The sequence below is a fragment of the Microcoleus sp. T3_A4 genome, from assembly GCF_036700465.1.
Taxonomy (GTDB): Bacteria; Cyanobacteriota; Cyanobacteriia; order Cyanobacteriales; family Microcoleaceae; genus Microcoleus.
The window spans coordinates 88580-114639 of the sequence record NZ_JAUBOY010000008.1; the positions used below are offsets into that span (position 1 = coordinate 88580).

Sequence of the window (26060 nt, forward strand, 5' to 3'; positions counted from 1 at the left end):
ATGCAGGAAGTTATCAACTCGTTTCAGTCTTTTTTCTCTAACTCTGTTGATGCTTTCCTAGAGTGCGATCGACAGCAAAAGTACCTATCGATCAATCCTGTCGCTGCTGCTTGGATGGGATTGGAGCCTGCTGAAATAGTCAACCAAACTAATCAGCAATTATTAAAATTATATCCCAATAATGCTGCTGTCAAAAATATAATCTCGCAGATTGATTCTTGCCTGCAACAAGTATTTATTACCGGGGAAAAACGGCTGGCAATTCATGAGGTGACGACGGCAGACGGCGGGATTAAAATTTACGAAACTGCTTATACGCCAGCGGTGGATGCCTCTAGCAAGCAGATGCGGGTTTTGGGCGTCGGTAGAGATATCACCCGGCATTACCGCTGGCAGCAGCAGAAAACTCAACAGTTACGCCGATCGAACCATTTACTGTGGTTGAATGCAGCTAACAGTCCGCTGGCAATGGTAGGCTGGGATGAAGATTTTCGGATCGTTCAGTGGTCGAAACGCGCCGAGGAAATCTTTGGCTGGACATCCGATGATATGATGGGCAAGCAGTTCGGCGACTTGGCTTTGGTTTGCGAGGAAGATAGAGAGAGTGTAAGCGCGATCGAGCTGGAACTAGCCACCGGCAACGGCAATACTTCAATTAACCGCAACTATACTAAAAGCGGACAGGTAATTTGGTGTCGCTGGTTCAACTCGATTATTCGCAGCGGCGACACTTTTACCGTGCTTTCTTTGGTGGAAGATATCACCGATCGCAAACGGTTGGAAGCAGAAAAAGCCCAAGCTTCTCGCCTCACAGCAATGGTAGCCGATGTCGGTATTGCCCTCACCAAACACCCTCAAGATATCCTGCTTCCCTGCTGCGAGGCAATGGTGCGGAATCTTGATGTCGCTTCTGCTGAAATTTGGACTTTCAACTCTCAACAGAATGTTTGGGAATTGCAAGCAGCATCGGAAATATACAGTCGCACAGACGATCGCGCTAGCTTTATTGAAAATAAGGTTAACTCGATCGCCCAACAGCAAAAACCGGAATTTGACTGCGGATTTGAACTGAATAATTTTGGACTTCCAGAGGAAGAATCCGCGAAATCAAAAGACGTACACAGTTCCGAAGTAGCACTTCTCAACACCAGCCAAAAGCCGACAAATTGCCCAATCCCCAAGCAAATTCTAACTTTCGCTGGCTACCCTTTGATAGTCGAAGAACGGCTGGTGGGAGTCATGGTAATTATCAGCCGCCAGCCGCTGACAGCACCTTTTCAGGAAACTTTAGCATCGGTTGCCGATGTCATCGCTTTAGGCATCGAACGCAAGCGTGCCGAAGCTGAATTAAAATCAGCTAGAGGCTTTCTCAATTCCGTAGTAGAAAATCTGCCGGTGGGAGTTTTTGCTAAAGATGCTTCTTCGCTGAAATTTGTGCTGTGGAATAAAGCGGGAGAAACGATCGCAGGTGTTACCTCTCAAGAGGCGATCGGCAAAAATGACTACGATATTTACCCCAAAGAACAAGCTGATGTTTTTACTGCTCAAGACAGAGAAATATTGACCGGTCATCACAATCAGTCTACTGTTAAAGACATCGCCGAAGAGCCGATCCAAACTCGCCACAAAGGTATGAGAATACTGCACACCCGCAAAGTGCCAATTCTCGACGCCACAGGCCGTCCTCAGTACGTTTTGGGGATTACTGAAGATATTACCGAACGCAGGCAGGTAGACGAAAGCGTGCGCCTCTACGACCAAATTGTCGAGAATATGCAAATTGGTTTGTACGTCTACCATTTAGAAAATATAGACGATGACAGCACTCTCAGGGCGATCGCCTCCAATCCTGCAGCTACCCTATTTACCGGATTAGAAATGGCTGATGTTTTGGGAATGACAATCGACGAGATTTTTCCCCAACTGCGATCGAAAAACATTCCCCAAGCATTTGCTTCGGTAATTCGCACCCAGAAAGCCGTAGAACTTGAAGATATTGACTGCGATGAAGGCGGCCGCATAACTCGCGCTTTTTCTATTAAAGCTTTTCCATTACCCAACAACTGTGTCGGTGTTGCTTTTGAAAACATTACTGCTCGCAAGCGCCTAGAACTAGAACTGCAGGCTTCTTTGGAAAAAACTGAACGTTCCGAACAACTCCTACGCACAGTAATAGACAAAACCAGCGACTGGATTTTTGCCAAAGACAAAAATTTTCGCTATATTCTGGTCAACAGGAGTTTCGCTCAAGCGATCGGTAAAACAGTAGAAGAAATCATTGACAAATCCGATTTAGAGTTAGGATTTTCAGAAGATATCGTTTTTGGGAATTCCGCCCAAAATATCCGAGGATTCCGCACAGACGACTCTGCTGTACTGGCCGGCGAAATTATCCACAATCCCTGCGATCCGGCAACTATTGCTGACGGTTCAGTACATATTTTTGATACCCAAAAACTTCCCCTGCGCGACGCTGAAGGTAATGTATTTGCAGTGCTAGCTTTCGCTCACGATATTACCGAACGACATGAATCGGAAGCAGCTTTGCGTAGAAGTGAATCAAGATTTAGGTCTTTAGTTGCTAATATTCCCGGAGTTGTTTATCGCTGGCAGTGCGATTTTTCGACTAATTTTATTAGCGATGCCGTTTACTTATTAACCGGCTACCCGGCGGCAGATTTTATTTGGCTTTTGGACAGGAGAGGCCGGACTTTTGCTAGCATTATTTATCCGGAAGATTTGGCAAAAGTAGAAGCAACTATTCGGCAAGGCATAGAAAACAAAGAGTCTTATAACTTGGAATACCGCTTGCTAGCAGCAGACGGCACGGTTAAATGGCTGTGGGATAAAGGTTCTCCTGTGTTCGACGCTGAGGGAAACGTTTGCTATTTGGACGGGGTAATTTTTGATATTAGCGATCGCTACTACGCCGAGGAAGCATTGCGCCAAAAAACTTTAGAGTTAGAAGCAGTTTTTCGCGCTTTGCCTGATTTGTATTTTCGACTAGATGCTGACGGTATTATCGTGGATTATTTGTCAGGAACTTCTTCGAGTTTATACCTACCTCCCGAACATTTTATGGGTCAACGAATAACAGACATATTGCCACACAATGTCGCCTGCCAATTTGCCCAAGCAATCTTTGAAGTTTCCGAAACAAGAAATTCAATCGATATAGAATATTCGCTTTCCATGTCGGAAGGAGAAACAACTTATGAAGCCCGACTGTTGCCGTTTAATTCAGATCAGATTATTATTCTAGCACGCAATATTACCAAGCGCAAACAAGCCGAAGCTCAATTAAAACATAAAAATCGCCAGCTAGAGCAAACATTGAAACAATTAGGCAGGACGCAAGCTCAACTAATTCAAGCGGAAAAAATGTCGGGTTTGGGACAGCTAGTGGCGGGAATTGCTCACGAAATCAATAATCCCGTCAGTTTTATTTACGGTAATATCACTTACGCTAGTGAGTATGCCAAAAACTTGCTGGAACTGTGTAGTTTGTACCAAGCACACTACCCGGAACCTGTTGCTGTTATCCAAGATTTGGCAGAAAAAATAGAACTAGAATTCATGAAAGAGGATTTCCCGCACCTGCTGAATTCAATTCAAACCGGAGCCGATCGGATTCGCCAAATAGTTCTGTCTTTGCGTAACTTTTCCCGCCTGGAAGAATCAGATCTTAAGCGTGTTAATATTCACGAAGGAATAGACAGTGCTCTATTGATTTTGCAACACAAGATTAAAGAAAATGGCCGAAACCGTCATATTCAAATAGTTAAAGAATATGGGGAATTGCCCCAGATACAGTGCTACGTGGGACAGTTAAATCAAGTGTTTATGAATATTTTAAATAATGCTGTTGATGCTTTAGCAAATGTCAGGAATAGGAAGTTGGAATTAGCGAGTTATTCGGAAGATGAACGGCAAGATTTGGCTGGTTTACCTTTAACTTGCGACACATTGCCCTGGATTCGGATTCGCACGGATGTGTTGGAGAACAATCGGGTGGCGATCGTAATTTCAGATAACGGGTATGGCATGGTAGAGTCTGTTAAGTGTCGGGTATTTGACCCGTTTTTTACTACTAAACCAGTAGGCAAAGGTACAGGTTTGGGACTGTCTATCTCCTATCAGATTGTGGTGGAAAGGCACGGAGGGACGCTGCAGTGCATTTCCGCGCCGGGAGAGGGAACTGAATTTGCGATCGAGATTCCAATTCGGCAGAGGTAATGAGTTATTGGTAATTGGTAGTTGCACGAGAAAAATGATAATCTAATTAAAGGTTCTAAAAGTCAGGAATATTAGCATGGTATACAAAAGCATACATACTTCTAGTGCCGTTGCAAAACAAATTAAAGAAGAAGAAGATGATGATTCCTATGTTGACTATTTTTATGACGATCAGGGGGCTCCGCCGGGAACTCTCGACTTAGAACCAGATGCGCCGCCTCCGGAGATTGTATTAATTGACTATTGCGACACAGCAGCTACTCGCGCCCACTTGGCAAATCCTCAAAAAGCTGCTGCGTATTTAGATACAGCATCTGTTTCTTGGGTTGATATGTTGGGATTGGGAAACAAAGAAACTTGGCGGCAAATGGCCGAAGTATTTAATTTGCACGTAATGGCTCAGGAAGATGTAGTTAATGTTCCCCAGCGACCGAAAGTTGTAGACTATGAAGAACACATTTTAATCATTGCTTGGATGGTGATGCTGCATCCAGAATCAGATACTTTTCATAAAGAACAAGTAAGTTTGATTTTGGGCAAGCATTACCTGTTAACTGTTCAGGAAGAACCGGACTATGATTGTTTTGAACCAGTGCGCGATCGCATTCGTAAAGGACAAGGCATGATTCGCAAACACGGAGCAGATTATCTGGCTTATACTTTGTTAGATTCGATTATAGATGGATTCTTCCCTGTATTAGAAGTTTACGGAGAGCGCATTGAAGAATTAGAGGATGAAGTGGTGGTGAACCCCACCCGCAAAACCCTGGAAAAAATATATAAAATCCGCCGAGAATTGCTGACTCTGCGCCGCGCCATTTGGCCACAGCGGGATGCAATTAATGTTTTGATTCGAGATAGCAGTGATTTGATTAGTCCAGAGGTGCGAATTTACCTGCGGGACTGTTACGATCACACGGTGCAGGTGATGGATATGGTGGAAACCTATCGAGAGTTGTCTTCGGGTTTGATGGATGTTTACTTGTCTTCGGTTGGTAATAAAATGAATGAAATCATGAAATTGCTGACGGTGATTTCGAGTATATTTATTCCTCTAACCTTTGTGGCGGGAGTATACGGGATGAATTTCAATACAGAGAAATCGCCATTGAATATGCCGGAACTGAATTGGTATTTTGGCTATCCGCTGTGTTGGGCGGTGATGGTAGGAATCGCCTCTGGTTTAGTTTACTTCTTCTGGCGGCGCGGCTGGTTTGATAATTTTTCTACTATCAAAGATGACTCATTAAAGTAACCGAATTGAAGATTTCAGATTGGGGATTAAAGATTGAATAATTCAAAATCCTGTTAGGTAAAAAGGTTTCCTGCCCCTAGTTGAATCCGTGCGATAAATCCTTGGATGATAATTGCCAACTTTTGTGCCCCCTGATTCATCAGTGAGTGATTTTAAGGGAGTTGCAGGGAAATTTAATTGTTGGGCGGGCTTTCGGGCCCACGGTACAAGAGTTTGAATAAACTGAGATGTTGCACCATTCTCAAGAACAGGCAAGATGCCTGTTCCACAAAAAATAAACTTGATTGTGGAACAGGCATCTTGCCTGTTCATAAAAAGCTTATTGACAATAGTGCCAGATGTGAGAATAAACACAAATGTCCAAGTTAAGTGGGCGACAAGTTAAAATATTCAATCTCAAATCCCAAATTGATTGACGAACGATCGCGTACAATAAATCTGGGGAAAAAGTAGGCGCAGGCGGTTGCGGATTAGCGAAAGCTTGTCTGAGGAAAGTCCGGGCTCCCGAAAAACCAAACTTGCTGGGTAACGCCCAGTGCGAGCGATCGTGAGGATAGTGCCACAGAAAGATACCGCCCCCCATTTGAGATTTGAGATTTGAGACTGGAGATTGAATCAAAAATCAAGCCTCGAAAATCGCCAAGTGTTAGGGGGTAAGGGTGCAAAGGTGCGGTAAGAGCGCACCAGCAGCATCGAGAGGTGCTGGCTCGGTAAACCCCAGTTGGGAGCAAGGTCGGAGGGACTATGGTTGGTTTTTTACCAGTTCCGTTTTTTGGTACTGCTTGAGGCGTCTGGTAACAGGCGTCCCAGATAGATAACTGCCCTCGACAACTGCTTGCAGTTGAGAGAACAGAACCCGGCTTATGTCCGACTTTTTCCCCACCCAAATTTGGGTAAGGTGCTTAGGGCAGATTTGTCAAGGTGTAGTTAAGGTGTTGGCGTCATCGTAACCGTTGAGCTTTATTCTTGATATGTTATTTATTGCTAATAATTTATCAAATAAAGAAGATTGATCGATCGCCAGAAGCAGAGATTTCCAGCGTTTGAGGCACTTCTTCACCACCTTGACAGAGCGGACTATAAGCACCAGGAGGACTATTTAGTTTTTTAATAAAAAGCTTTTTAGTGATATGAATCTGATATACCATTTTCAAAAAGTCATGCAACTTTATACAATATCCAAGCCCGGATAGTCATCCGTAATTCGCAATTAATTATAAAATCTAAAATCTAAAATCTAAAATCTAAAATGGTATGATTTATCCGGGTCGCCAAAAGCAACTTGAAACAGTAATTCAAAAATTGGGACTGCCAAAGAATGATGCGATAAAATGGCATCTCCTCGATTTAGCTTTGACTCATGCGAGCGCGTCAGCTAAGGCAAATTACGAGCAACTAGAGTTTGTCGGTGATGCAGTGGTGCGGCTGGCTGCGTCGGAATTGTTGTTTGAGACTTATCCTGACTGTACAGTGGGAGAATTTGCTGCTATTCGATCGATCTTGGTGAGCGATCGCATTCTTGCTAAAATCGCTGAAAGTTACGGGTTCGATCGCTATTTAATTGTTTCCAGCAGCGCCGCCTCGGACAAAACAGGCGCTGAACCCCGACTGGCCGATGCTTTGGAAGCGGTACTGGCTGCGCTTTATTTGAGTACCCAAAGCTTAGAATTAATTCGCCCTTGGCTAGATTCTCACTTTCAACGCTTAGCGACAGAAATCCGCAGCGATCCGGCCCGCCAAAACTACAAAGCTGCTCTCCAAGAGTTGACTCAAGGCAAATACAAAACTTTGCCCAAATATAGCGTGCAAGAAACCGGGACAGTGCAGGGGGGGGAGGATCGTTTTACCGCAGAAGTTCTCATTCAGGGAAAGTTGGTAGCAGAGGGAAAAGGTCGATCGATCAAAGCGGCGGAACAAGCAGCGGCTCAGGCAGCTTTTAATAAATTAGTTAATAGTCAGTAGTCAGTTGACTGTTGACTGTTGACTGTTGACTGTTGACTGTTGACTGTTGACTGTTGACTGGTGTTATCAGTTATTTGTTATTTGTTAGCTGCTACCAATAACCAATAACCAATAACCAATAACTACTGCCAACAGTCAACAGTCAACAGTAATTTTTTTGAGTTAAAACATAGATAATAATAACAAAATATGCTATAATTGCTGTGCGATTTTTGAAATTATAATCAATGAAAATCGGAATAGCTGTATTGGGTGCAGGTCGCTGGGGAGTTAACCTAATTCGCAACTTTCTCGAACATCCCAACAGCCAAGTTTTAGCGGTGGTAGACCCGAATCGAGATTCATTGGCGGCCGTTCAAAAACAGTTTAATCTCGATGCCTCGGTGATTCTAGCTACCGATTGGTCTCAAGTGCAAGCCTTGCCGGGACTGCAAGCTGTGGCGATCGCTACTCCAGCTTCCACACACTATACCCTCGCAGCAGCAGCGCTGAAACAAGGCTACCACGTCTTAGCAGAAAAACCCCTCGCCATCAACCTCACTGAAGCAATAGAACTCTGTCAATTAGCCGAAAAACAGCAGCGGCAACTCTTCGTTGACCACACTTATCTGTTTCATCCAGCAGTCGATCGAGGCCAAAGAATTATTCAACAGCATCAACTCGGAAAATTGCGCTACGGTTACGCCCAGCGCACCCATTTTGAACCGGTGCGCCATGACGTTGATGCCCTTTGGGACTTGGCAGTTCACGATATCGCTATTTTCAATACTTGGTTGGAACAAACGCCAATTGAAGTAAGGGCGATCGGCACTGTTTTTCCGAAGGAAGAAGGAATAAATCAAGAAGCAGCAGAAATTGAAAATCAATTTTCTCCTTCACTGCTGACTACTAATCCTGCAGAAAAACTAGCAGATTTAGTTTGGGTAACGCTCACCTATCCCGACGGATTTCAAGCATTTATTCATCTGTGCTGGCTAAATCCCGACAAACAACGGCGCTTAACAGTTGTTGGCAGTTTGGGAACCTTGATTTTTGACGAAATGTCGCCAGAAACTCCCCTGATTGTGCAGCGTGGCAATCCAGATTGGGGAGGCGAAGAGAATAACTCTTTTGAAAGTGCGTTAGCGAAGCCCGCCCCTACGGGGGCTACGCCAACGAAGAGGATCGCGCCGCAGCCAACAAGCCTCAGACACCGCGAAGTGTTGAGTTTAGAACAAGTAGAACCGCTGAGGCGAGTGTGCGATCGCTTCCTCAACTGCGTGCAAACAAATACCCCCTGTCTTACCTCTTCCGGCTCCGCCTCCGTCGAATTAATCCGCATTCTCAGCACTTTGAGCAAATCCCTCGAACTCGGCGGACAGCCCCTAAGACCATTTTAGATTTTAGATGTTAGATGTTAGATGTTAGATTGGGAAAATCACTCCTCAACTTTTGAAATTTCCCTTTTCCGTTACTAAGTCGGGGCTGTGAAAATAAAAACTTGACTGCTGATTGACAGGCAAAGAAATCATCACCGTAGTACCTTGATTCACGCCCGCGCTGTGCAGGGTAATGCTTCCGATCATAGATTCCATTATCCTTCGCGAGATAGCCAAGCCCAAACCGTTACCGCCAAACTTGCGAGTTGTAGAACCATCAGCCATCACAAAAGGTTGAAACAATTTCTGCTGGTGCTCGGGATCGATACCAATTCCCGTATCTTTAATTGTCACCACCACCCAATCGCTTTGACCGCTGGGACCCGTCATACTTTCCCCACTGCCGTTAAAACTACCAGAATTAGTCCTCGACTCTACCCGCACAGATATATTAATGCTGCCCGACTCTGTAAACTTAACGGCATTGCTCAAAACATTTAAAAACACCTGTTTTAGCTTCTCTGGATCGGCATGAACAATAATCGGATCATGAGGAGCTGGCAAACTTAACTTCAAGCCTTTTTCATCGATTGGAGTCGCTTGCAAATCAATCGCGTCTTCAAGTACCTGAGTAATATCAACTACTTCTAACATCATGGAGAACGTGCCGGATTCTATTTTAGCAATGTCCAAAATATCATTAATAATATTGAGCAATTGCATTGACGAGTCGTGGGCCCGCTGTAAAAATTCCATTTCTTCATCTCGGTCATCGCAGTAGCCGTCCCGCACAATTTGAATAAAACCAATAATCCCGTTGAGCGGCGTTCTCAATTCGTGAGAAATATTGCCCAAAAATTCATTTTTTAATTGATTGGCAACTTGCGCTTCCTTGGTTGCGACTTCCAATTCTTTGGCCCTGGATCTGAGACCCTGCACCATGCTGTTTAGTGCTTCTGATAGTTGATTGAATTCCCTAATTTGGAAATTTTGTGGCACTGTCTGCGACGCTTCTGTATCTACTTTCATCGCGTAGTCTCTCAGTTTTTCCACAGGACGCGCCAAGTCGCGAGACAGATATAAAGTCGCGATGATACTAGCAGCAACCAAACCTACAATTAAATTAAATAAAACTTGCTGAATTTCTTCCAAACCCGACAGAGCGTAATCTAAACGAGAGACAGCTAAAATAATCCACTTGCTGTTCTCCTGTGTAGTTGAAGGACTCGGGATAGCGGCGTATCCTGCTAGCAACTCTACACCATTTCTTTCAAAGGAAAATAGGTGGAGAAAAGCTGTTCCGCCGGCGATCGCCCTTCTGACAATACTTTTTAGTCGAGCGGCATCTGCCTCTTGGTCAATATTGCGGCCCACGCGATTGATATTCGGGTGCGCCAAAATCGTCCCATCTTGGTCGATCGCCACCGTATAGCCGGCTAAAGAACCCTTGGGAGCGCTGGTTTGCACAGGCAATGCCGACTGCAAACTCAAAGCATAACTCAACTGCAGGGTATTGCCCCGACGAATGTAAACAGGAGCGCTCAACACCAAACTCGCTTGGCTATCGGAGCCTTCTTTACCCGCATCGGGAAAATCCTCAGCCCCCAAAGCCGCCTTCTGATCGTTTGCTGTCCCCTGTCGCTGCGGAGGTAAGGACAGACTGATGTAAACGCTCTTGTCGTCCAGCAGCGTTTGCTGCTGCTGTACGGGTGGCCAAAATTTGGCCGGCAACGACTGAATCGGCTGTTGCCCGCAAGTGCTTGCTATCACTTGATTTGTCTTTAAATTAGTCAATTGCAAGCAATCAACCTGCGCTGGCAACCGCTGCCCTAATTGGGCGATAAACTTTTGATAATCCTTCGGATCTACCGACTGCAACATCGAGCTTTCCGAAGCGCCGATCAGATTCGACTTCAGCGATTTCGCCCACTGTTCAATAGTGTCTGCTTTTCTGACTGCACTTTCTGTCAAGTTTTGACGAGCAGTTTCCAGAAGCGTCGAGCGTGCCTTGCGATAGGTAACATACTCCCCCACCAGTAGAACAGGTACGCTGAGCAACAAAATCCGCGACAGTAAAATACGGCGAAAGGAGGATTGACCTAACTTAACCATAGGAAATATCTAAATTAAGGTGCAACACCCAACAGCGACCATTACAGTGAAATAAACCAGACCGAAAGCATGAATCTGTCTAGGGGGCTCTGCTGACTGGACAACACAGCTTCAGAACAACATTTAAACACAATTATAGAAGCCACTGTAGTAATCTCGATTCTAAGTGTGTGGACTAAAAGATGCTCAGCAATTTGTTGGGCAAATGCCTGTGATTTCGGTCACACTTCCCTTCTCAATTCTCGAAGCGAGTGACACCCGATCGCCCAGGTGCCTATTTTTCAGGCTGCAAAAAGCATCGGGTGGACATACCGCAGTGGCTTGAAGCTAGAATCGCATAGATGCACTCGCCCCCAATTAACAGGCAAAAAGTTCGGTTTCCGGCTAGTGTACAGAGATCATTCTTGCTCGATCGGACTTTTTCTTTCCCAAGGCCTTCGAGAGATGGGCCAGAGATGGGCGATGCGAGATTTTGCACCCTGTCAAATATTTCTTTTGCCATCCGATTGATTCAGTGACAATAATTCACCTGTCAAACAAAAAGAATGAGACGATCGAGCTGCCGATCGACTCTGACAACCCTAATGTGGGGAACCTTGGCCCAAACAGTGCACCCACGCTCCGTAAATTCGCGGTCTCGGCAATAATCTCCATAGCTTAATCGATGAAAAAAAACTTTAGCAATTATACGTATTATTACACAAACAACCGTCCGAGATATCATCACGCTTATTTGATATCTCCCCTTTTAGAAATGCTGGCGACACTTCAGCATACCAGCAAGACAAAACTCCGAGTTTTGGATCTCGGCTGCGGCAATGGCAGCCTCAGTCACGTTATCGCAGAGCACGGCTGCGAAGTTGTCGGCGTTGACACTTCTGCGCCCGGAATTGCCATCTCCCGTCAAAGTTTCCCCGATTGTCAGTTTATCCAAGCAGATATTTACGACCTTCCAGATATCGATATTCTGAACTCATTTGATGTTGTCTTAGCTATTGAAGTAATCGAACACTTGCTTTATCCTAAAGAACTAGCAAAAACTGCAAAAAGATGCCTCAATCCGGGAGGAAGACTAATTATTTCCACACCCTATCACGGCTATTTAAAAAATCTGGCTTTAGCGGTTTCTGGCAAACTAGATCCACATTTTACCGTTCTTTGGGATAACGGTCACATTAAATTTTTTTCAGTAGAGACGCTGACCAAGTTATTAACATCTGAAGGATACACGGACATAAAATTTAAATTTGCTGGTCGGTGTCCCTATCTTTGGAAATCAATGTTATGCTCTAGTAAGTTCTCGCCACAAGCGGAGAAATCATGAGTTTTGAGGGGTGATTTTTCAGCCCATTAATTTCTCTGAATAAACGACCAGCCCTCATGAAAAGTAAAAGATAACTTTTATGGTGAAAGGGTGAAACAAATAAAATGACGGTCGGCGTTTGGATCTTAGGCGATCGACTTTGGCAGAACCAAGCTGCTATCAACTGCACCGATGATAAATCTTCCCTACTGGGATTTCCTAGCGCGCCACCGGGACAAACTTCAGTCGATCGGTCCCATGAGTGTTCTCTTAGCCAATCTCGACAAAATGCCGCCAACAGAATTGGCAACCATCCGGCAACAAGCGGCAGAGTGGCACTTAGGAAGTCATTAGTCAGTAGTCAGTAGTCAGTAGTCAGTAGTCAACAGTCATTAGTTATTTGCTATTTGCTACCAATGCCCCATGCCCTGTTTGGCCGATGCCCGATGGCCTGTTTGGCCGATGGCCTGTTTGGCCGATGCCCCATGCCCTTTGCAATTCTTATTTTTTCCCTGACTTTTCCCTAAACATTCCACAGCGTTTCCACAGGCAAGTCTGAGGTTTTCCACAGATCCGACAAAGTTTTCCACAGAAATTAACGGCACGGTAGCATCTTGCTGCGGAATTGGGGATTTCCTTAACTTGCTGGCTAATTACTTATAAACCCCCCACTACATAAAGATATGTAACAAAAAATGCCCTAAAAAGCTTATTATTTGGTAAACCTTTTTTTTATCTAAAGGACTTTGTAATATTTCGCAACATTGACAAACCCACCCCCTCATAGCGCACAATGATGCGACCGACCTAAAAAAAAGCGCTCTGATTTCGGCTGTGCCTGCACCTGTATCCGGCCGAAGGGGGGGTTCTGTTTTCAATTTATTAGCGAGACTAAAAAAAATGATCAACCCAACAGTCAGTATTTTTGCTGAAATTCCCGAAACGCTGCACGATTCTCTCAAAACTTACCTGGAAACCCATCCCGAATGGGATCTAGACCGAGTATTTTGCGCCGCCCTGTCGCTGTTTTTGTTGCAGAATGCCGATAGCGGTACGCCTGAAGCTTCGCGCAGTTATCGCCAAGCTGCGAGAGTTTATCTCGAAACTCTGTTTCAATCTCCTCAAGACTTGCACAGCAACAATGTAACTCCCTCGTCTTAAAGGATCAGGGGAGAGGGGGAGACGCGGTTTCTGGCAAGGATTTTAGTGGACCGAGAGGGCGCGCACTACCGAGGTGGCAACTTCAGCTTAAAATCCCTGAGAACTATCGCCTATAGCTTAATGCAGAGCCCCATTGCATCTCCCTTAAGAAGCAGGCCGGTTTCATTCTCAGGGAAATCATCGTTTTGTAGGGGTAAGCTGCTGTGCATCTAATTTTACAGTCAATTTTTCTACAATTATTGTGGGACGGGCATCTTGCCCGTCTCTGTATTGAATTTAGATGCGTAGCAGCTTAGGAATGGAATTAAATAACTTCCACAAGTTTGTGGGACGGGCGGGACGCCCATCCCACAATAACAATTAAAATTGTAAGTTATTTAATTCGCGATGCTTAGTGCCCCCATGCCTACCCCCTCCACGGACGAGGGAATCGGTGTTTCAAATATCGGGGCAACCACGGGGAGTAGGGGTCGGATTGCCCCTACAAGAGAATGAAAAATCCCCCCGGACTATCAGGGGATGCCGGGGGGATAAACTGCCTTAATCGTCAAACAGTAGACGGGTAGTACATAAGACGCGCTTGTTTACACGCATGGTGCTTATGGCTGAAGACTACATCATGCCCATGCCGCCCATGCCACCCATGCCACCCATGCCGCCCATGCCGCCCATGCCGCCCATGCCGCCCATGCCGCCCATGTCGCCCATGTCGCCGCCGGCTTTTTTCTTCTCGGGTTTTTCGACAATCACAGCTTCAGTGGTCAACACCATACCAGCAATGGAACCGGCATTTTGCAAAGCCGATCGCACCACCTTAGCCGGGTCAATAATCCCAGCCGCAATCATATCTTCGTACACGTCGGTGAGAGCGTTGTAGCCAACGTTGAACTCGCTCGCCCGCACTCGTTCGATGACGATCGAACCTTCAACGCCGGCATTATCAGCGATTTGACGCAAAGGTGATTCCAAAGCTTTCTTCACCAAGTCAGCGCCTACTTGTTCTTCGGTGTCTAAAGTATTTCTGATCGCATCTATTTTGGTAATCAGGTGAATTAGCGTCGTCCCACCTCCGGCAACGATACCTTCTTCCACAGCAGCTTTAGTAGCGTTCAAAGCGTCTTCAATACGCAGTTTACGGTCTTTGAGCTCGGTTTCGGTAGCTGCGCCGACTTTAATTACAGCGATGCCGCCGGCGAGTTTGGCGATGCGTTCGGTTAGCTTTTCCTTGTCGTAGTCGGAATCCGTCGCTTCTAGCTGCTTGCGGATTTGCTCGATCCGTTTTAGCACGTCAGCTTTGTGTTCTTCGCCAGCAACAACGATCGTGTTTTCTTTGTCGATCGTAATTTTGCGGGCGGTACCGAGCATTTCTAGGGTTGCGGTATCGATGCTGAGTCCGACTTCTTCGGAGATCAGTTGACCGCCAGTAAGAACGGCGATATCTTGAAGCATAGCTTTGCGCCGCTCGCCAAAACCAGGAGATTTCGTTGCTGCGATGTTCAATACGCCGCGGGCTTTGTTGACTACCAGAGTTGCCAAAGCTTCGCCTTCAATATCTTCGGCGATAATTAGCAGGGGTTGACCGGTGCGGGCGATTTTTTCGAGAACTGGAATGAGTTCTTGAATCGAGCTAATTTTTTTGTCGGTAATCAGGATGCGAGCGTTTTCGTACTCAACTTCCATGCGATCGGTGTTAGTGACGAAATACGGAGAAAGATATCCGCGATCGTACTGCATCCCTTCGACAACTTCCAATTCTGTTGTCAGAGATTTCGACTCTTCAACAGTAATTACGCCGTCTTTGGTGACTTTTTCCATGGCTTGGGCAATCATGGCGCCGACTTCTTCGTCGTTACCGGCGGAGACAGTGGCGACTTGAGCAATTGCAGCCCCTTCGACGGGTTTCGCCAATTTCTCGATTTCCAGCACCAAGTGGGCGATCGTTTTTTCAATACCCCGGCGCAGCGCGACTGGGTTTGCGCCTGCAGCGACATTCTTCAAACCTTCGCGAATGAGGGATTGAGCTAGAACCGTTGCGGTTGTTGTGCCGTCGCCTGCGATATCTTTAGTTTTGGAGGCGACTTCTTGAATTAAGCGAGCGCCGGCATTTTCCAGGGGGTCTTCGAGTTCGATCTCCCTAGCAACGGTGATACCGTCGTTAACGATTTGGGGAGCGCCGTATTTCTTTTCCAATAGGACGTTCCGGCCTTTCGGGCCCAAGGTGATGCGGACAGCATCGGCGAGTTGATTGACGCCGCGTTCTAGTGCCCGCCGAGATTTGTCGCTAAATGCAACTATTTTGGTCATGTTTGTCTCCAATCACTTACATTAGCAAATTTAGCACTCTCTGAGGCTGAGTGCTAAGTTGATCGATTTTTGATTGTAGCGCGACTCAACGGTGTGGGGGATTGCGGGGACGGATTGGAGATTGGGGCGATCGTTCCGGGTGGCTAAGGACAGGGCATTGCCGTGTCCCCACATATCTCGTGTTCCCACAGATATAATGTGGTTTGTTACATATCGATATAATCAGGTTTTAGTTAATACCAAAACCTAATTTTGATGGCACGTTATCCCAAAGCAGAATTTTTATTAAAAATTTCTTAACTTGTGTTTTCGGTCATCTACCTTTCGATAGAGCTTCTCTTATTTTTCAAACTTCAACCTTCTATAGCAACACAACAGCCAAGACTATTAGGACGTTGTTAATTGCTGAAAACCTTGGGGAAGACTCCTTCTTCCTTCAGCATCCATCCGTTACATCCCGTACATTGCTCGTTGCCGAACCTTCTTCCTTCTTCCTTCTTCCTTCTTCCTTCTTCCTTCTTCCTATGGCTCGTTATTCTCGACTGCAAAAACTCGGCTCTTATATGCGCCCGCACTGGAAGCCAACATTCTGGGGCATTTTTTCGCTATTAGTTGTCAATGCTGTGGGCGTTTACATTCCCCTGCTGATTCGGAATTCAGTTGACACTCTGCAAATTGCGACTAAATTTGACCAAGTTTTCAATTTCGTGGCACTAATTCTGCTTCTCGCCTCAATTATGTGGGTGATTCGGATGGCGTCGCGGATTTTGCTGTTTGGCGTTGGGCGTCAAGTCGAATTTGATCTCAAACAGCAAATATTTAATCATTTATTAACATTAGAACCGTCTTATTTTGCAGCCAATACGGTAGGAGATTTAATTAACCGCGCTACTTCCGATTTGGACAATATTCGGCGCTTGGTGGGGTTTGCGGTGCTGAGTTTGGCGAATACGGCATTTGCCTATGCTTTGACTTTGCCGGTGATGCTGGGGATTAATGTAAGGCTGACACTGTTTGCGATCGCAGTTTATCCTTTAATGCTGGTTTTGGTACAGTTATTTAGCGACAAACTTCGCATCCAACAGTTAGCCGTGCAAGAGGAATTGTCGGCGATGAGCGATTTAATTCAAGAAGATATGAGCGGGATGTCCGTAATTAAAATTTACGCTCAAGAAGAGAACGAACGCCGAGCTTTTCGCAATTCCAATGCGAAGTTGCTATTAGCAAATTTAGAATTAGCAAAAACTAGAAACTTTATTTTTCCCCTGCTGGGCGGTTTGGCAAGCATTAGTTTGTTGGTGCTGCTTTCTGCTGGTGGCGGGGCAATTGCTAATGGCCAAATTAGCATTGGCGATTTTGTGGCGTTGCTGATTTATGTCGAGCGTTTGGTGTTTCCGACGGCGCTGTTGGGTTTCACAATTACTGCTTACCAGCGGGGAGAAGTGAGTGTCGATCGCATCGAATCAATTCTGACTGTGGAACCGCAAATTAAGGATGCTGCCGACGCAGTGGAACTGGCAACTCCAGTCAAAGGCGAAATTGCGGCTCGCCATCTAAATTATACTTATCCGGGTGCTAACACACCCGCGCTTAAAAATGTTGATTTTACCATAAAACCGGGCGAAACTGTCGCCATTGTCGGGGCGATCGGCTCAGGAAAATCAACTTTAGCTAATGCACTGCCCAGACTGCTGGACATCGCTCGGGGTCAGTTATTGGTAGACGGACAGGATATTACCGAGGTAAAATTGACAGAATTGCGTGGGGCGATCGCCTACGTTCCACAAGAAAGCTTTCTGTTCGGCACTACCATCAAGAATAACATCCGCTACGGAAACCCTTTAGCGGAACAGCCGGAGATTGAAGCCGCAGCAAAACAAGCGCAAATTCACGCCGAAATCCTCAACTTTCCGCAGCAGTACAAAACAGTTGTTGGCGAGCGCGGCATTACTTTATCGGGTGGACAGCGCCAGCGGACGGCACTTGCTCGCGCTTTGTTAGTTGACGCCCCGGTGTTAATTTTGGATGACGCTCTTTCCAGCGTTGACAATCAAACTGCTACCGACATTTTGCGAAACTTGGCAACGGGAACCGATCGCAAAACAGTAATTTTTATCTCGCATCAAATGTCAGCGGCGGCCAGTGCCGATCGCATTTTTGTGATGGAGAGAGGAGAAATAGTTCAGAGTGGCACTCACCTTGAATTGGTAGGGCAAACAGGGCTTTATCAGTATTTGTGGAACCAGCAAAAATTAGAGGAATTGCTGCATTGACAAGTAACAGATGCTTTGATTTATATCAAATCCGCTAGCTAGCATCGGAATTAATATTACCCACAGCTTTCGACACCGCGAGTGTCCCGTGTCCCTACAATTAATCCGTATAGGGACACAGCACTGCTGTGTCCTCTATATAATTCCGGTGCAACCGGAAACGAGATCATAGGATGGTGGGGATAAAGAAGCAAGCAAATTTATTGCCCACCGATTTTAATTAGCTACATTACTCAAGGGAATTTCTTCTTGTTGTTGAAATAATTTAATCGATTGCAGACTATCTGAAGCAGCATCCCAAAGAATGAATTGGAAGCAGTCAGGAATATCGCGAATTGTCAGTGATTTTGAATTAGCCAGCAGGTGAATATTAGCATTGTGACAAGCCCGAAGATTATAGTTAGGTATTCGCTCAGAGAGATGATGAATATTGTGGTAAGCAATATCAGCCGAAAACCAATTAAGAATAGTTGGTAATTTCAGATAACTGCTGCCTTCTATTGCGCCCAGCAGATAGTCCCAGCCCTCTGTTTTGTGGGCGTAGGAACCGTCAAAATTATGCTGTACAAAGAAAATACAGATAAATATCGCTGCAGAACAAGTCATGACAATTGAGTAAACACTCCAGAAAAAGCCAAACCCCAGTAAGTTGCTCAGATAAATCCAGCTACCAACAACACAAATATTGTTGAACAGTAAATCCCAAAATTCAGCCGTCGTATACCAATGTTTGGATTTATAAGAAGCAATGATTGCAAATAAACCCATGCCAAAATCTTTAGTTATACAAGCAAAAATATGTCTGATAAAACCAGTAATTCCCAATATAAGGGCGAGTCTTGGCTTAATAATTAGATAGAAAAAACCACCTGGAAAAAGCATCAATGGGTGTCTGAGTAACTGATAGATTTTTTGACTAGAGGGACTTAGCGTCGCAAATTGTTCAGTGGATATCAACGCCGAAGGGCCTCGGTACATATCCCAATTACCATTATGTTTGTGGTGATAAGCGTGCCCCCTCGACCAGGGGTACTGAGGAATCGCATTGATGATACCTAGCAGAAAACCCATAATGCGATTGACTTTTTTGGAACTAAAAAGAGAATAGTGCCCGCAATCGTGCATCAAAGAGAAACAACGTCCTGAAAAAAGTGTCATCAACACCATTATCGGCGGCAGCAGGAATACAGAAATGGCCGCAGATTTAAAGGCTAAAAACCATAAGAATATATAAGGAACCACTGTATTGAGTATTTGGCAAGTAGCTGTCAAATTGTTGCTCTTCATATAAGGAGCTAGCACAAAATCCGACTTTTTGATCGCGTTTTTCATTCAGTATATCTAGGGTGTGTGGATAAGTGCTTAGCTTACCATCAGGATAGGATTCGTATTTTTGGCAGTGTTTTATTGCAGGTAATTGGCTTAATTGCGGTTAAAAATTTGCCCCTACTTTACAAAATTGCTGATAATATTTAGTTCATTATATCCTCCTTGGGATGGTTTCGCCAAGCTGAAATTAATCCCAGCATTGACGTACTTGCTCATAACAAAGGGCAAGAGTAATTTCTAATTGTTGCAGAAAATCGATTTCTATTTGACCGTCATTTGTTAGCAGAATAATTTCTTGGGTGGGATGGTATGTCGCAATGATTTGAAGCAAAATTGAGATAGCGGATGGCTCTCTTGACAGTCGTTACAGATAATCTGTTAGCGATAATTCAGTTAGGAATTGCAAGTGATGCGGAACCGTAGGACTGTATAATCTCATCACATTTGCGGGACAGGGGCGGATTTACGCCGGACTTTCCCCGTTTCTTCCAAAGGTTTTTTTGTTGGAACCGATTTTTGCACATTTATGAGGTTATCACAACTCTGCTTTGTTTACAGAAAAAACTGTGAAGCCTGTCAGCCGCCGAACAAATCGCTGCACCGGAAGGCATGAATATCATTGGTTGGTTGGACGCCATTCAGTAATTTATGCCACTATTTTTGCTTGCATCGTCTGTGCCACACTTTACTGTACCGGGTTCTAGCCCAACTCGATCGCACGCTCAAAAGTTGGGCTACTCCCGAAAACTTGTGATTTGCGGGCTATAGGGGCGATCGACAAACCGCCCGCCCCGGAAACCAAAGCTGACACAACATCCATAACCGCAGAGGATTTTGGATCAACTCCTTGAGACGAGAATTTGAAGGACGATCGCAATTGCCTGCGTTTTTTGTGTTCGGAGATAGCTCGGATTTGCTACAATCTAATCGCACACGCGACTAGAAATGGATTATGACCGAACTATTAGATGAGCCGCTTTCTATTGAAATAGCGACTCGCATCAAAAGCAACCGTAAAAACTGCTTTGACAACGCTTGTAAAGCAGCATTAGCCACCGAGGGCGCAATTTATGTTCAAGGCTTTTTAGCTGTGCCGGGAGTGCCATATAAACCCATCGAATATAGCTGGATTGAACTCGACGAGCGAATTATTGACCCAACCTTTCCCCATCTCGGTTTCCTCGCTCAAGACATTCATTACTTCCCAGTCCAGCGCTTCAGCGTCAAGAAACTCAAAGCAATCCTAGAAGAATCAAAAGAAGATTATCCTGAAGACGACCCGCTGCCGATTTATGGCAATCAACCTTATGAATATTACGGCGATTTGATGTTAGGCGGTAGCGATTACCAAAATGCTTACGATTTGGCTGCTGCTAAATGCAGGGAATTGAACCAACCCAAAAAACAGGATACGAACTAATTCTAGACTTACCAAAAAATGGTTGGATGCGCCTATTATAGCAGTAAGGTACGCTGCACCCTACGTATAGAGGTTCAAGTAAGTGCTGAAGCTCGAAACCTCGAATAATGAAAAGCAGCCAATAACGGATCTAACTTTTGCTCCCACATTAAATCAGCCAACAATTTAGCCGTCACCGGAGCCAACAAAATGCCATTGCGGTAATGCCCCGTAGCCCATATCAAATTCTCCCAAGCACTAGCACCCAAAATCGGCAACTCATCAGGAGTAGCTGGCCGAAATCCCCACCAAAACTCCAGAATCGGATAATTTTGTAATGCGGGATATAACTTAATCGCTCCTGCTAGCAAACTTTGCATTCCCGCAGGCGTATTTCCCGGCGTGAAATCCACATTTTCGCTAGTTGCACCAATAATAATTCTGCCATCTTGACGTGGCACAATATAAATGCCAGTCCCGAATAAAACGGTTTGCAGGGGCTGGATAACTCCACAATCTTCTGGTACACATACTGACAGCATTTGTCCCTTTCTTGGAAAAACAGGAACATTCAATAACTGCTCAGACCAAGCGCCCGCAGCCAAAACATAACGGTCTGCTTGCAATTTTCCTGCTGTGGTTTCAATGGCCACAACTTGGTTTCCCTGCCGAATAATTTCCCCTGCATTGCCTTGAATAATCTCAATCTGCAATTCTTTAGTTGCGGCCTGAAGCGTCCGAAATAAAGCGCGGTTGTCTACTTGAGCGTCGTCAGGATACCACCAACCGCCAATTACTTCTTGACCCAATCCAAACTGGTGCTGGCGAACAGTATCTCTGTCCAACCATTGATAATTAAGGTTTGACAAAAGCGGCTTTTCTTGAGGCTCATTTTGACAAACTGGCGCGAGAATTCCCGATCGCCAATATCCCGTTTTCAATCCGGTAATATCTTCTAGCCGTTCCACCCAGGCGGGATACAGGGCGCGGCTTTGCAAGCACAAATCCAACATCGGACTGGGGGGAATTCGTTCGGCTTGCGGGGCAAGCATTCCAGCTGCAGCCCGGGTCGTCGGTTGTTTAGAATCGGCGGTGAGAACCGCGACAGATGCCCCTCGCAATTTCAGTTCTACTGCTAGCGAAAGACCAATTATTCCGCCGCCAATAATCAAAATATCTTTAGATGAATTCATTAACTTTTATATGGACTTTCTGGGTTTTTTAACCTCTCGGATTTCTTTATGGTAAGGTGCCCCGTGTGCACCTTACAGTTAGAATTCTTGCACAAGTCTTACAGATTATCTGGTAAGGCGATCGTCCTATCAGCCTTTCTTAACAAAAAATCTATCCTTGGGGGTTCCAGACAGTTTCAGAACCCTGACCCCAGAAACCGTCATATTTTGTCACCTTAATATCGCCTAAAACCTTGGTTTGGCAGGACAAACGGCGGTTGGAGGCGGGAGAATGGGGAGGAACCGAAAGTCGGGCTTTTTCGCGCCACTGGGGATCGGAAACTTCACCCTCGACAGTGACGGCGCAAGTGCCGCAAGTGCCGAGGCCGTGGCAGTTGATGACTTTGGCGTTGCCGTTGTAGAGATCGATGCCGTTTTTGAGCAATACTTCACGGAGATTGGCTCCGCGATCGCACTCAAATGTTTTTCCTTGCGCTTGTACCTTGACCACAGCAATTTACCCCAATTAGATTTATGTTAATTTTCCTATATATTATCGCATTAAATTCAAATAAATTCATCTAATATGGTAAGTGATATATTACCAATTTCTCGATCGCAAATTCCCATGACAAATCGGCTCTGGATCTACGATACCACGCTGCGAGACGGTGCTCAGTGCGAGGGACTCTCCTTATCTCTCGAAGACAAACTGCGAATTGCTCGGCAGTTAGACAGTTTAGGAATTCCCTTTATTGAAGGCGGCTGGCCGGGGGCGAATCCTAAAGACGTACAATTTTTTTGGCGACTCAAAGAACAGCCCCTAACTCAAGCAGAAGTTGTAGCTTTTTGTTCGACTAGGCGGCCGGGAACAACGGCAGCTAATGATGAAATGTTGCAGGCTATTTTGTCTGCCGGTACTCGCTGGGTGACGCTGTTTGGCAAGTCGTGGGATTTGCACGTTATTGAAAGTTTGAAGACGACGCTAGAAGAAAATCTGGCGATGATTCGAGATACAATTGAATATTTGCGGAGTCAGGGAAGGCGCGTTATTTACGATGCCGAACACTGGTTTGACGGCTACAAACACAATCGAGATTATGCTATTAAAACTTTAGAAGTGGCCGCCGATGCCGGTGCAGAATGGCTGGTGCTTTGCGATACGAACGGGGGTACTTTACCTCACGAAGTCAGTCAGGTTGTTCGCGATGTTTTAGAATCTTTAGGAACTAACCGCGAAAAATATTTACAATTAGGAATTCACACTCACAACGACTCAGGAGTTGCGGTTGCTAATGCTTTGGCTGCTGTGAGGGAAGGAGTGAGGATGGTACAGGGAACTATTAACGGTTACGGCGAACGCTGCGGCAATGCCGATTTATGTTCCTTGATTCCTAATTTTCAGCTAAAGTTGGGTCATAATTGCATTGAAGACGAGCAATTAGTTAAATTAACTCAAGTAAGTCGATCGATTAGTGAAATTGTCAATCTAGCTCCCGATGATCATGCTCCTTTTGTCGGTCTTTCGGCTTTTGCTCACAAAGGCGGAATTCATGTATCGGCTGTTGAGAAAAATCCGTTAACTTACGAACATTTGGAACCGGAAAAAATTGGCAACAGGCGGCGAATTGTGATTTCCGATCAAGCTGGCTTGAGCAATGTTTTGGCGAAGGCGCGCACTTTTGGCATGGAGCTCGATCGCAAAAATCCTGCTTGCCGCCAAATTTTGGAAAAATTGAAAGATTTGGAAAGCCAGGGATATCAATTTGAGGGTGCTGAGGCTTCTTTTGAATTGTTAATGCGGGAGGCATTGGGAAAGCGCAAGCGCTTATTTGAAATCAAAGGTTTTCAAGTTCACTGCGATAAAGGTAGGGAGGAAACAGTTAATTCTTTAGCAACCGTGAAAGTGACTGTTAACGGTCAAGATATTCTGGAATGCGCGGAAGGAAACGGGCCGGTTTCGGCACTTGATGCGGCTTTGCGGAAGGCTTTGCGGAATTTTTACCCGGCAATTACTGATTTCAACTTAACCGATTATAAGGTGCGAATTCTAGACGGATGTGCGGGAACTTCTGCTAAAACTCGCGTGTTGGTTGAGTTTAGCAACGGTCAAGACCGCTGGACGACTGTGGGGGTTTCTGGTAATATTTTGGATGCTTCTTATCAAGCGGTTGTTGAGGGTTTGGAGTATGGTTTGGTCTTGGCAGATAGGGAGGCGATCGTTTTAACTGTGTCGAGTTATTAGGTTGACGGCGAAGAGAAGTTGCCTGAATATCGATGTTTAAATAGATACCAAGGGGAGCATCTCAATGAAAGCAGCCAAGTTAGAAGTTGGAGTTTTGAGGCAGGAGGCTCTCTTGCTGCGAGGCAGGAGGAAAGAGTCAGAAGGAAGGAGCCAGAAGAAGTGTTTTTACAAATATGAGATGCTCCCCTACTTTTGGGAACATCTCAATGAAAGCAGCCAAGTTAGACATTGGAGTTTTGACGCAGGAGGCTCTCTTGCTGCGAGGCAGGAGGAAAGAGTCAGAAGGAAGGAGTCAGAAGAAGTGTTTTTACAAATATGAGATGCTCCCCTACTTTTTCACCTCATTATTATTACCTTCCCCAACGATCGATCGCATTCCTTCGAGCGTAGCGGGAATGCTGCGCGGGTCCATAAACATCACCTTGCTGCTGTCGCTGGTGCCAATTTTTAGACCCATATCCAGATAGTTTTGAGCTAACAAAAATTGTAAAGCTTCGCGAGCATTGGGGTCATTTTGCAGAGTTTTGCCGATAATTTGCAAGGCCTCAGAGGTAGCTTGAGCTTTCAAAACCTGACTTTGGCGTTCTGCTTGAGCTTTCAGGACGATCGCCTTTTGTTGAGCTTCCGCTTCCAAAATAGTCGCTTTTTGGCGGGCTTCTGCATCCAAAACTTGCGCTTCAGCTTTACCTTTGGCGCTGTTAACTGCTGACTCGCGTTCGCCCTCGGATGTCAGAATTGCCGCCCGCTTCCGTCGATCGGCTGCCATCTGCAATTCCATCGATTCCTGTACAGTTTTAGAAGGGATAATATCCCGCAATTCTACCCGTGTTACTTTCACTCCCCAAGGATCGGTAACAATATCTAAATCTCTGAGCAATATTTCATTAATTTGAGAACGAGCAGTAAAGGTTTGTTCGAGATCCAGTTGACCCATTTCGGCGCGAATTTGAGTCAGCACCATATTTACCATTGCAGACTGGAGATTTTCTACTTTGTAACAAGCTTTTTCCAAGTCTACAATGCGCCAGTAAACCACAGCATCAACGGTGATGGAAACGTTGTCGCGGGTAATACAAGCTTGCGGAGGAATATCTAAGACTTTTTCCCGAATTGTTTGCTCGTACACGACGCGATCGAGAAACGGCTTGACAAAATTCAAACCGGGTTCCAGTCTCCTGCCACTGTATTTACCTAAAGTTTCCACCAGCGCTTCATTTCCCTGATTGATAATCTTGACGGAACCTGCGAGGGCTGAGCCGCCGAGTGCTAAAAAGACAAGTAAAAAAAATTGTTCCACGGTCGCCTCCTATAAATATTGAGTGTTGAGTGTTGAGTGTTAAATGTTGACTAAAGACTGATGGCTAACTACTAATTGTCTGTGATTCATTACGCATTTTTTTTAAGAATGCAAGAGATTTTCGGGCAAAACAATCAGAGTAGTGCCTTTCCGTCCCACGACAATTACGTTTTGGTTGGGGGGGATAGTGGCCTTCGTGTCTTCGCAGCGAGCTTGCCAAGAATTCCCCTCATAAATGACTCGGCCGGCTTCTCCGGGGGGAATTTCTGTTAAAGTTTTTGCTTCCTGAGAATCTGCGATCGCCCTTGCGGTGCCTTTTGGTATCAACCGCCGAGACAGCAGCACAAAAACTGTCGAAAATACCATCCACAGGAATATTTGTAAATTAACGTAAGGTAGAACTAGAGAGCATCCAGCTACCGCGAAGGCGCTCAGTCCCATCATAAAAGCGACAAAAGCAGTCGGGAGAAATAGCTCTGCCAAACAGAGCAATGACCCAGCTATCAGCCAAAGGAGCGTAGGAGTCAAGATCATAAAAAGAATAGGTGATACTATTTAGATCTTAGATTGGAAATTTAAGATTTAAGAATTGCCAACAACTGACTATGCAAGGGTTTGCGACTTGCAGCCCCTCAGAGCGATTTTTCGCGCAGC

At 45.4% G+C, this 26060-nt stretch carries 21 protein-coding genes and 1 other RNA gene; 12 read left to right on the forward strand and 10 right to left on the reverse strand.

Annotation, left to right across the window (positions count from 1 at the left end; genetic code table 11):
- The 5 genes from QUA07_RS06720 to QUA07_RS06740 all read left to right on the forward strand — a co-directional run bounded on the left by QUA07_RS06720 (position 1) and on the right by QUA07_RS06740 (position 8832).
- Positions 1-4236 carry a PAS domain S-box protein gene (locus QUA07_RS06720; RefSeq protein WP_333323566.1) on the forward strand — a complete coding sequence of 1412 codons (4236 nt, stop codon included), beginning with the start codon at positions 1-3 and terminating at the stop codon, positions 4234-4236.
- A gap of 76 nt (positions 4237-4312) precedes the next feature.
- Entirely contained in the window at positions 4313-5491 is a 1179-nt protein-coding gene (gene corA, locus QUA07_RS06725; protein WP_333323568.1) for a magnesium/cobalt transporter CorA, read from the forward strand.
- Between the two features lie 446 nt (positions 5492-5937).
- An RNA gene (gene rnpB / locus QUA07_RS06730) (RNase P RNA component class A) lies at positions 5938-6370 on the forward strand.
- Between the two features lie 375 nt (positions 6371-6745).
- Entirely contained in the window at positions 6746-7453 is a 708-nt protein-coding gene (gene rnc / locus QUA07_RS06735) for a ribonuclease III (protein ID WP_333323569.1), read from the forward strand.
- Between the two features lie 227 nt (positions 7454-7680).
- Positions 7681-8832, forward strand: coding sequence for a Gfo/Idh/MocA family oxidoreductase (locus QUA07_RS06740; protein ID WP_333323571.1), 1152 nt, complete (start codon positions 7681-7683; stop codon positions 8830-8832).
- A gap of 45 nt (positions 8833-8877) precedes the next feature.
- Here QUA07_RS06740 and QUA07_RS06745 read toward each other — a convergent pair whose 3' ends face one another.
- Complete coding sequence (locus QUA07_RS06745; RefSeq protein ID WP_333323573.1) at positions 8878-10923, reverse strand: ATP-binding protein; 2046 nt, start codon at positions 10921-10923, stop codon at positions 8878-8880.
- Between the two features lie 664 nt (positions 10924-11587).
- Between QUA07_RS06745 and QUA07_RS06750 the strand changes: the two genes are divergently transcribed.
- The 3 genes from QUA07_RS06750 (at position 11588) to QUA07_RS06760 (ending at position 13387) form a co-directional block, all read left to right on the forward strand.
- Positions 11588-12247, forward strand: coding sequence for a class I SAM-dependent methyltransferase (locus tag QUA07_RS06750; RefSeq protein ID WP_333323575.1), 660 nt, complete (start codon positions 11588-11590; stop codon positions 12245-12247).
- Between the two features lie 171 nt (positions 12248-12418).
- On the forward strand, positions 12419-12580 hold the full coding sequence (locus tag QUA07_RS06755) for a hypothetical protein (RefSeq protein WP_333323577.1): 162 nt from the start codon (positions 12419-12421) through the stop codon (positions 12578-12580).
- Between the two features lie 549 nt (positions 12581-13129).
- A complete protein-coding gene (locus tag QUA07_RS06760; RefSeq protein ID WP_050813024.1) occupies positions 13130-13387 on the forward strand; it encodes a DUF2811 domain-containing protein in 258 nt (85 codons plus the stop codon).
- Positions 13388-13999: 612 nt separating this feature from the next.
- Here the strand turns inward: QUA07_RS06760 and groL are convergent.
- From groL to QUA07_RS06775, 3 genes are all read right to left on the reverse strand, one after another.
- Positions 14000-15691: a chaperonin GroEL gene (gene groL / locus QUA07_RS06765; RefSeq protein WP_333323578.1), complete on the reverse strand. Its 1692-nt coding sequence runs from the start codon at positions 15689-15691 to the stop codon at positions 14000-14002.
- A 30-nt stretch (positions 15692-15721) separates the two neighbouring features.
- Positions 15722-15880 (reverse strand): hypothetical protein, encoded by a 159-nt coding sequence (locus QUA07_RS06770; protein WP_333086364.1) that lies wholly within the window; start codon positions 15878-15880, stop codon positions 15722-15724.
- 209 nt (positions 15881-16089) lie between these two features.
- Complete coding sequence (locus tag QUA07_RS06775) at positions 16090-16239, reverse strand: hypothetical protein (protein ID WP_333323580.1); 150 nt, start codon at positions 16237-16239, stop codon at positions 16090-16092.
- Between QUA07_RS06775 and QUA07_RS06780 the strand changes: the two genes are divergently transcribed.
- The gene (locus QUA07_RS06780; protein ID WP_333323581.1) at positions 16216-17964 is read left to right on the forward strand and encodes an ABC transporter ATP-binding protein; all 1749 of its coding nucleotides are present in this window, start codon (positions 16216-16218) and stop codon (positions 17962-17964) included. The genes QUA07_RS06775 and QUA07_RS06780 overlap by 24 nt on opposite strands.
- A 216-nt stretch (positions 17965-18180) precedes the next feature.
- Here the strand turns inward: QUA07_RS06780 and QUA07_RS06785 are convergent, their stop codons facing one another.
- Positions 18181-19296, reverse strand: coding sequence for a fatty acid desaturase (locus QUA07_RS06785; RefSeq protein WP_333323582.1), 1116 nt, complete (start codon positions 19294-19296; stop codon positions 18181-18183).
- A gap of 184 nt (positions 19297-19480) precedes the next feature.
- Complete coding sequence (locus tag QUA07_RS06790; protein ID WP_333323584.1) at positions 19481-19624, reverse strand: hypothetical protein; 144 nt, start codon at positions 19622-19624, stop codon at positions 19481-19483.
- 621 nt (positions 19625-20245) lie between these two features.
- Here QUA07_RS06790 and QUA07_RS06795 point away from each other — a divergent pair.
- Entirely contained in the window at positions 20246-20713 is a 468-nt protein-coding gene (locus QUA07_RS06795) for a hypothetical protein (RefSeq protein WP_333323585.1), read from the forward strand.
- A 74-nt stretch (positions 20714-20787) separates the two neighbouring features.
- On the opposite strand, the gene thiO is transcribed toward QUA07_RS06795, so the two are convergent.
- Complete coding sequence (gene thiO, locus QUA07_RS06800; RefSeq protein WP_333323587.1) at positions 20788-21885, reverse strand: glycine oxidase ThiO; 1098 nt, start codon at positions 21883-21885, stop codon at positions 20788-20790.
- 151 nt (positions 21886-22036) lie between these two features.
- Positions 22037-22375 (reverse strand): 2Fe-2S iron-sulfur cluster-binding protein, encoded by a 339-nt coding sequence (locus QUA07_RS06805; RefSeq protein WP_333323588.1) that lies wholly within the window; start codon positions 22373-22375, stop codon positions 22037-22039.
- Positions 22376-22450: 75 nt separating this feature from the next.
- Here QUA07_RS06805 and cimA point away from each other — a divergent pair, with 75 nt between their 5' ends.
- Together cimA and QUA07_RS06815 are read left to right on the forward strand one after the other, a co-directional pair.
- Positions 22451-24109 (forward strand): citramalate synthase, encoded by a 1659-nt coding sequence (gene cimA, locus QUA07_RS06810; RefSeq protein WP_445305874.1) that lies wholly within the window; start codon positions 22451-22453, stop codon positions 24107-24109.
- A gap of 64 nt (positions 24110-24173) precedes the next feature.
- Positions 24174-24428 (forward strand): hypothetical protein, encoded by a 255-nt coding sequence (locus QUA07_RS06815; protein WP_333323590.1) that lies wholly within the window; start codon positions 24174-24176, stop codon positions 24426-24428.
- 9 nt (positions 24429-24437) lie between these two features.
- On the opposite strand, the gene QUA07_RS06820 is transcribed toward QUA07_RS06815, so the two are convergent.
- Both QUA07_RS06820 and QUA07_RS06825 read right to left on the reverse strand, forming a co-directional pair.
- A complete protein-coding gene (locus QUA07_RS06820; RefSeq protein WP_333323591.1) occupies positions 24438-25406 on the reverse strand; it encodes an SPFH domain-containing protein in 969 nt (322 codons plus the stop codon).
- Positions 25407-25508: 102 nt separating this feature from the next.
- Positions 25509-25940, reverse strand: coding sequence for an NfeD family protein (locus tag QUA07_RS06825; protein WP_333051437.1), 432 nt, complete (start codon positions 25938-25940; stop codon positions 25509-25511).
- Positions 25941-26060: the final 120 nt, after the last annotated feature.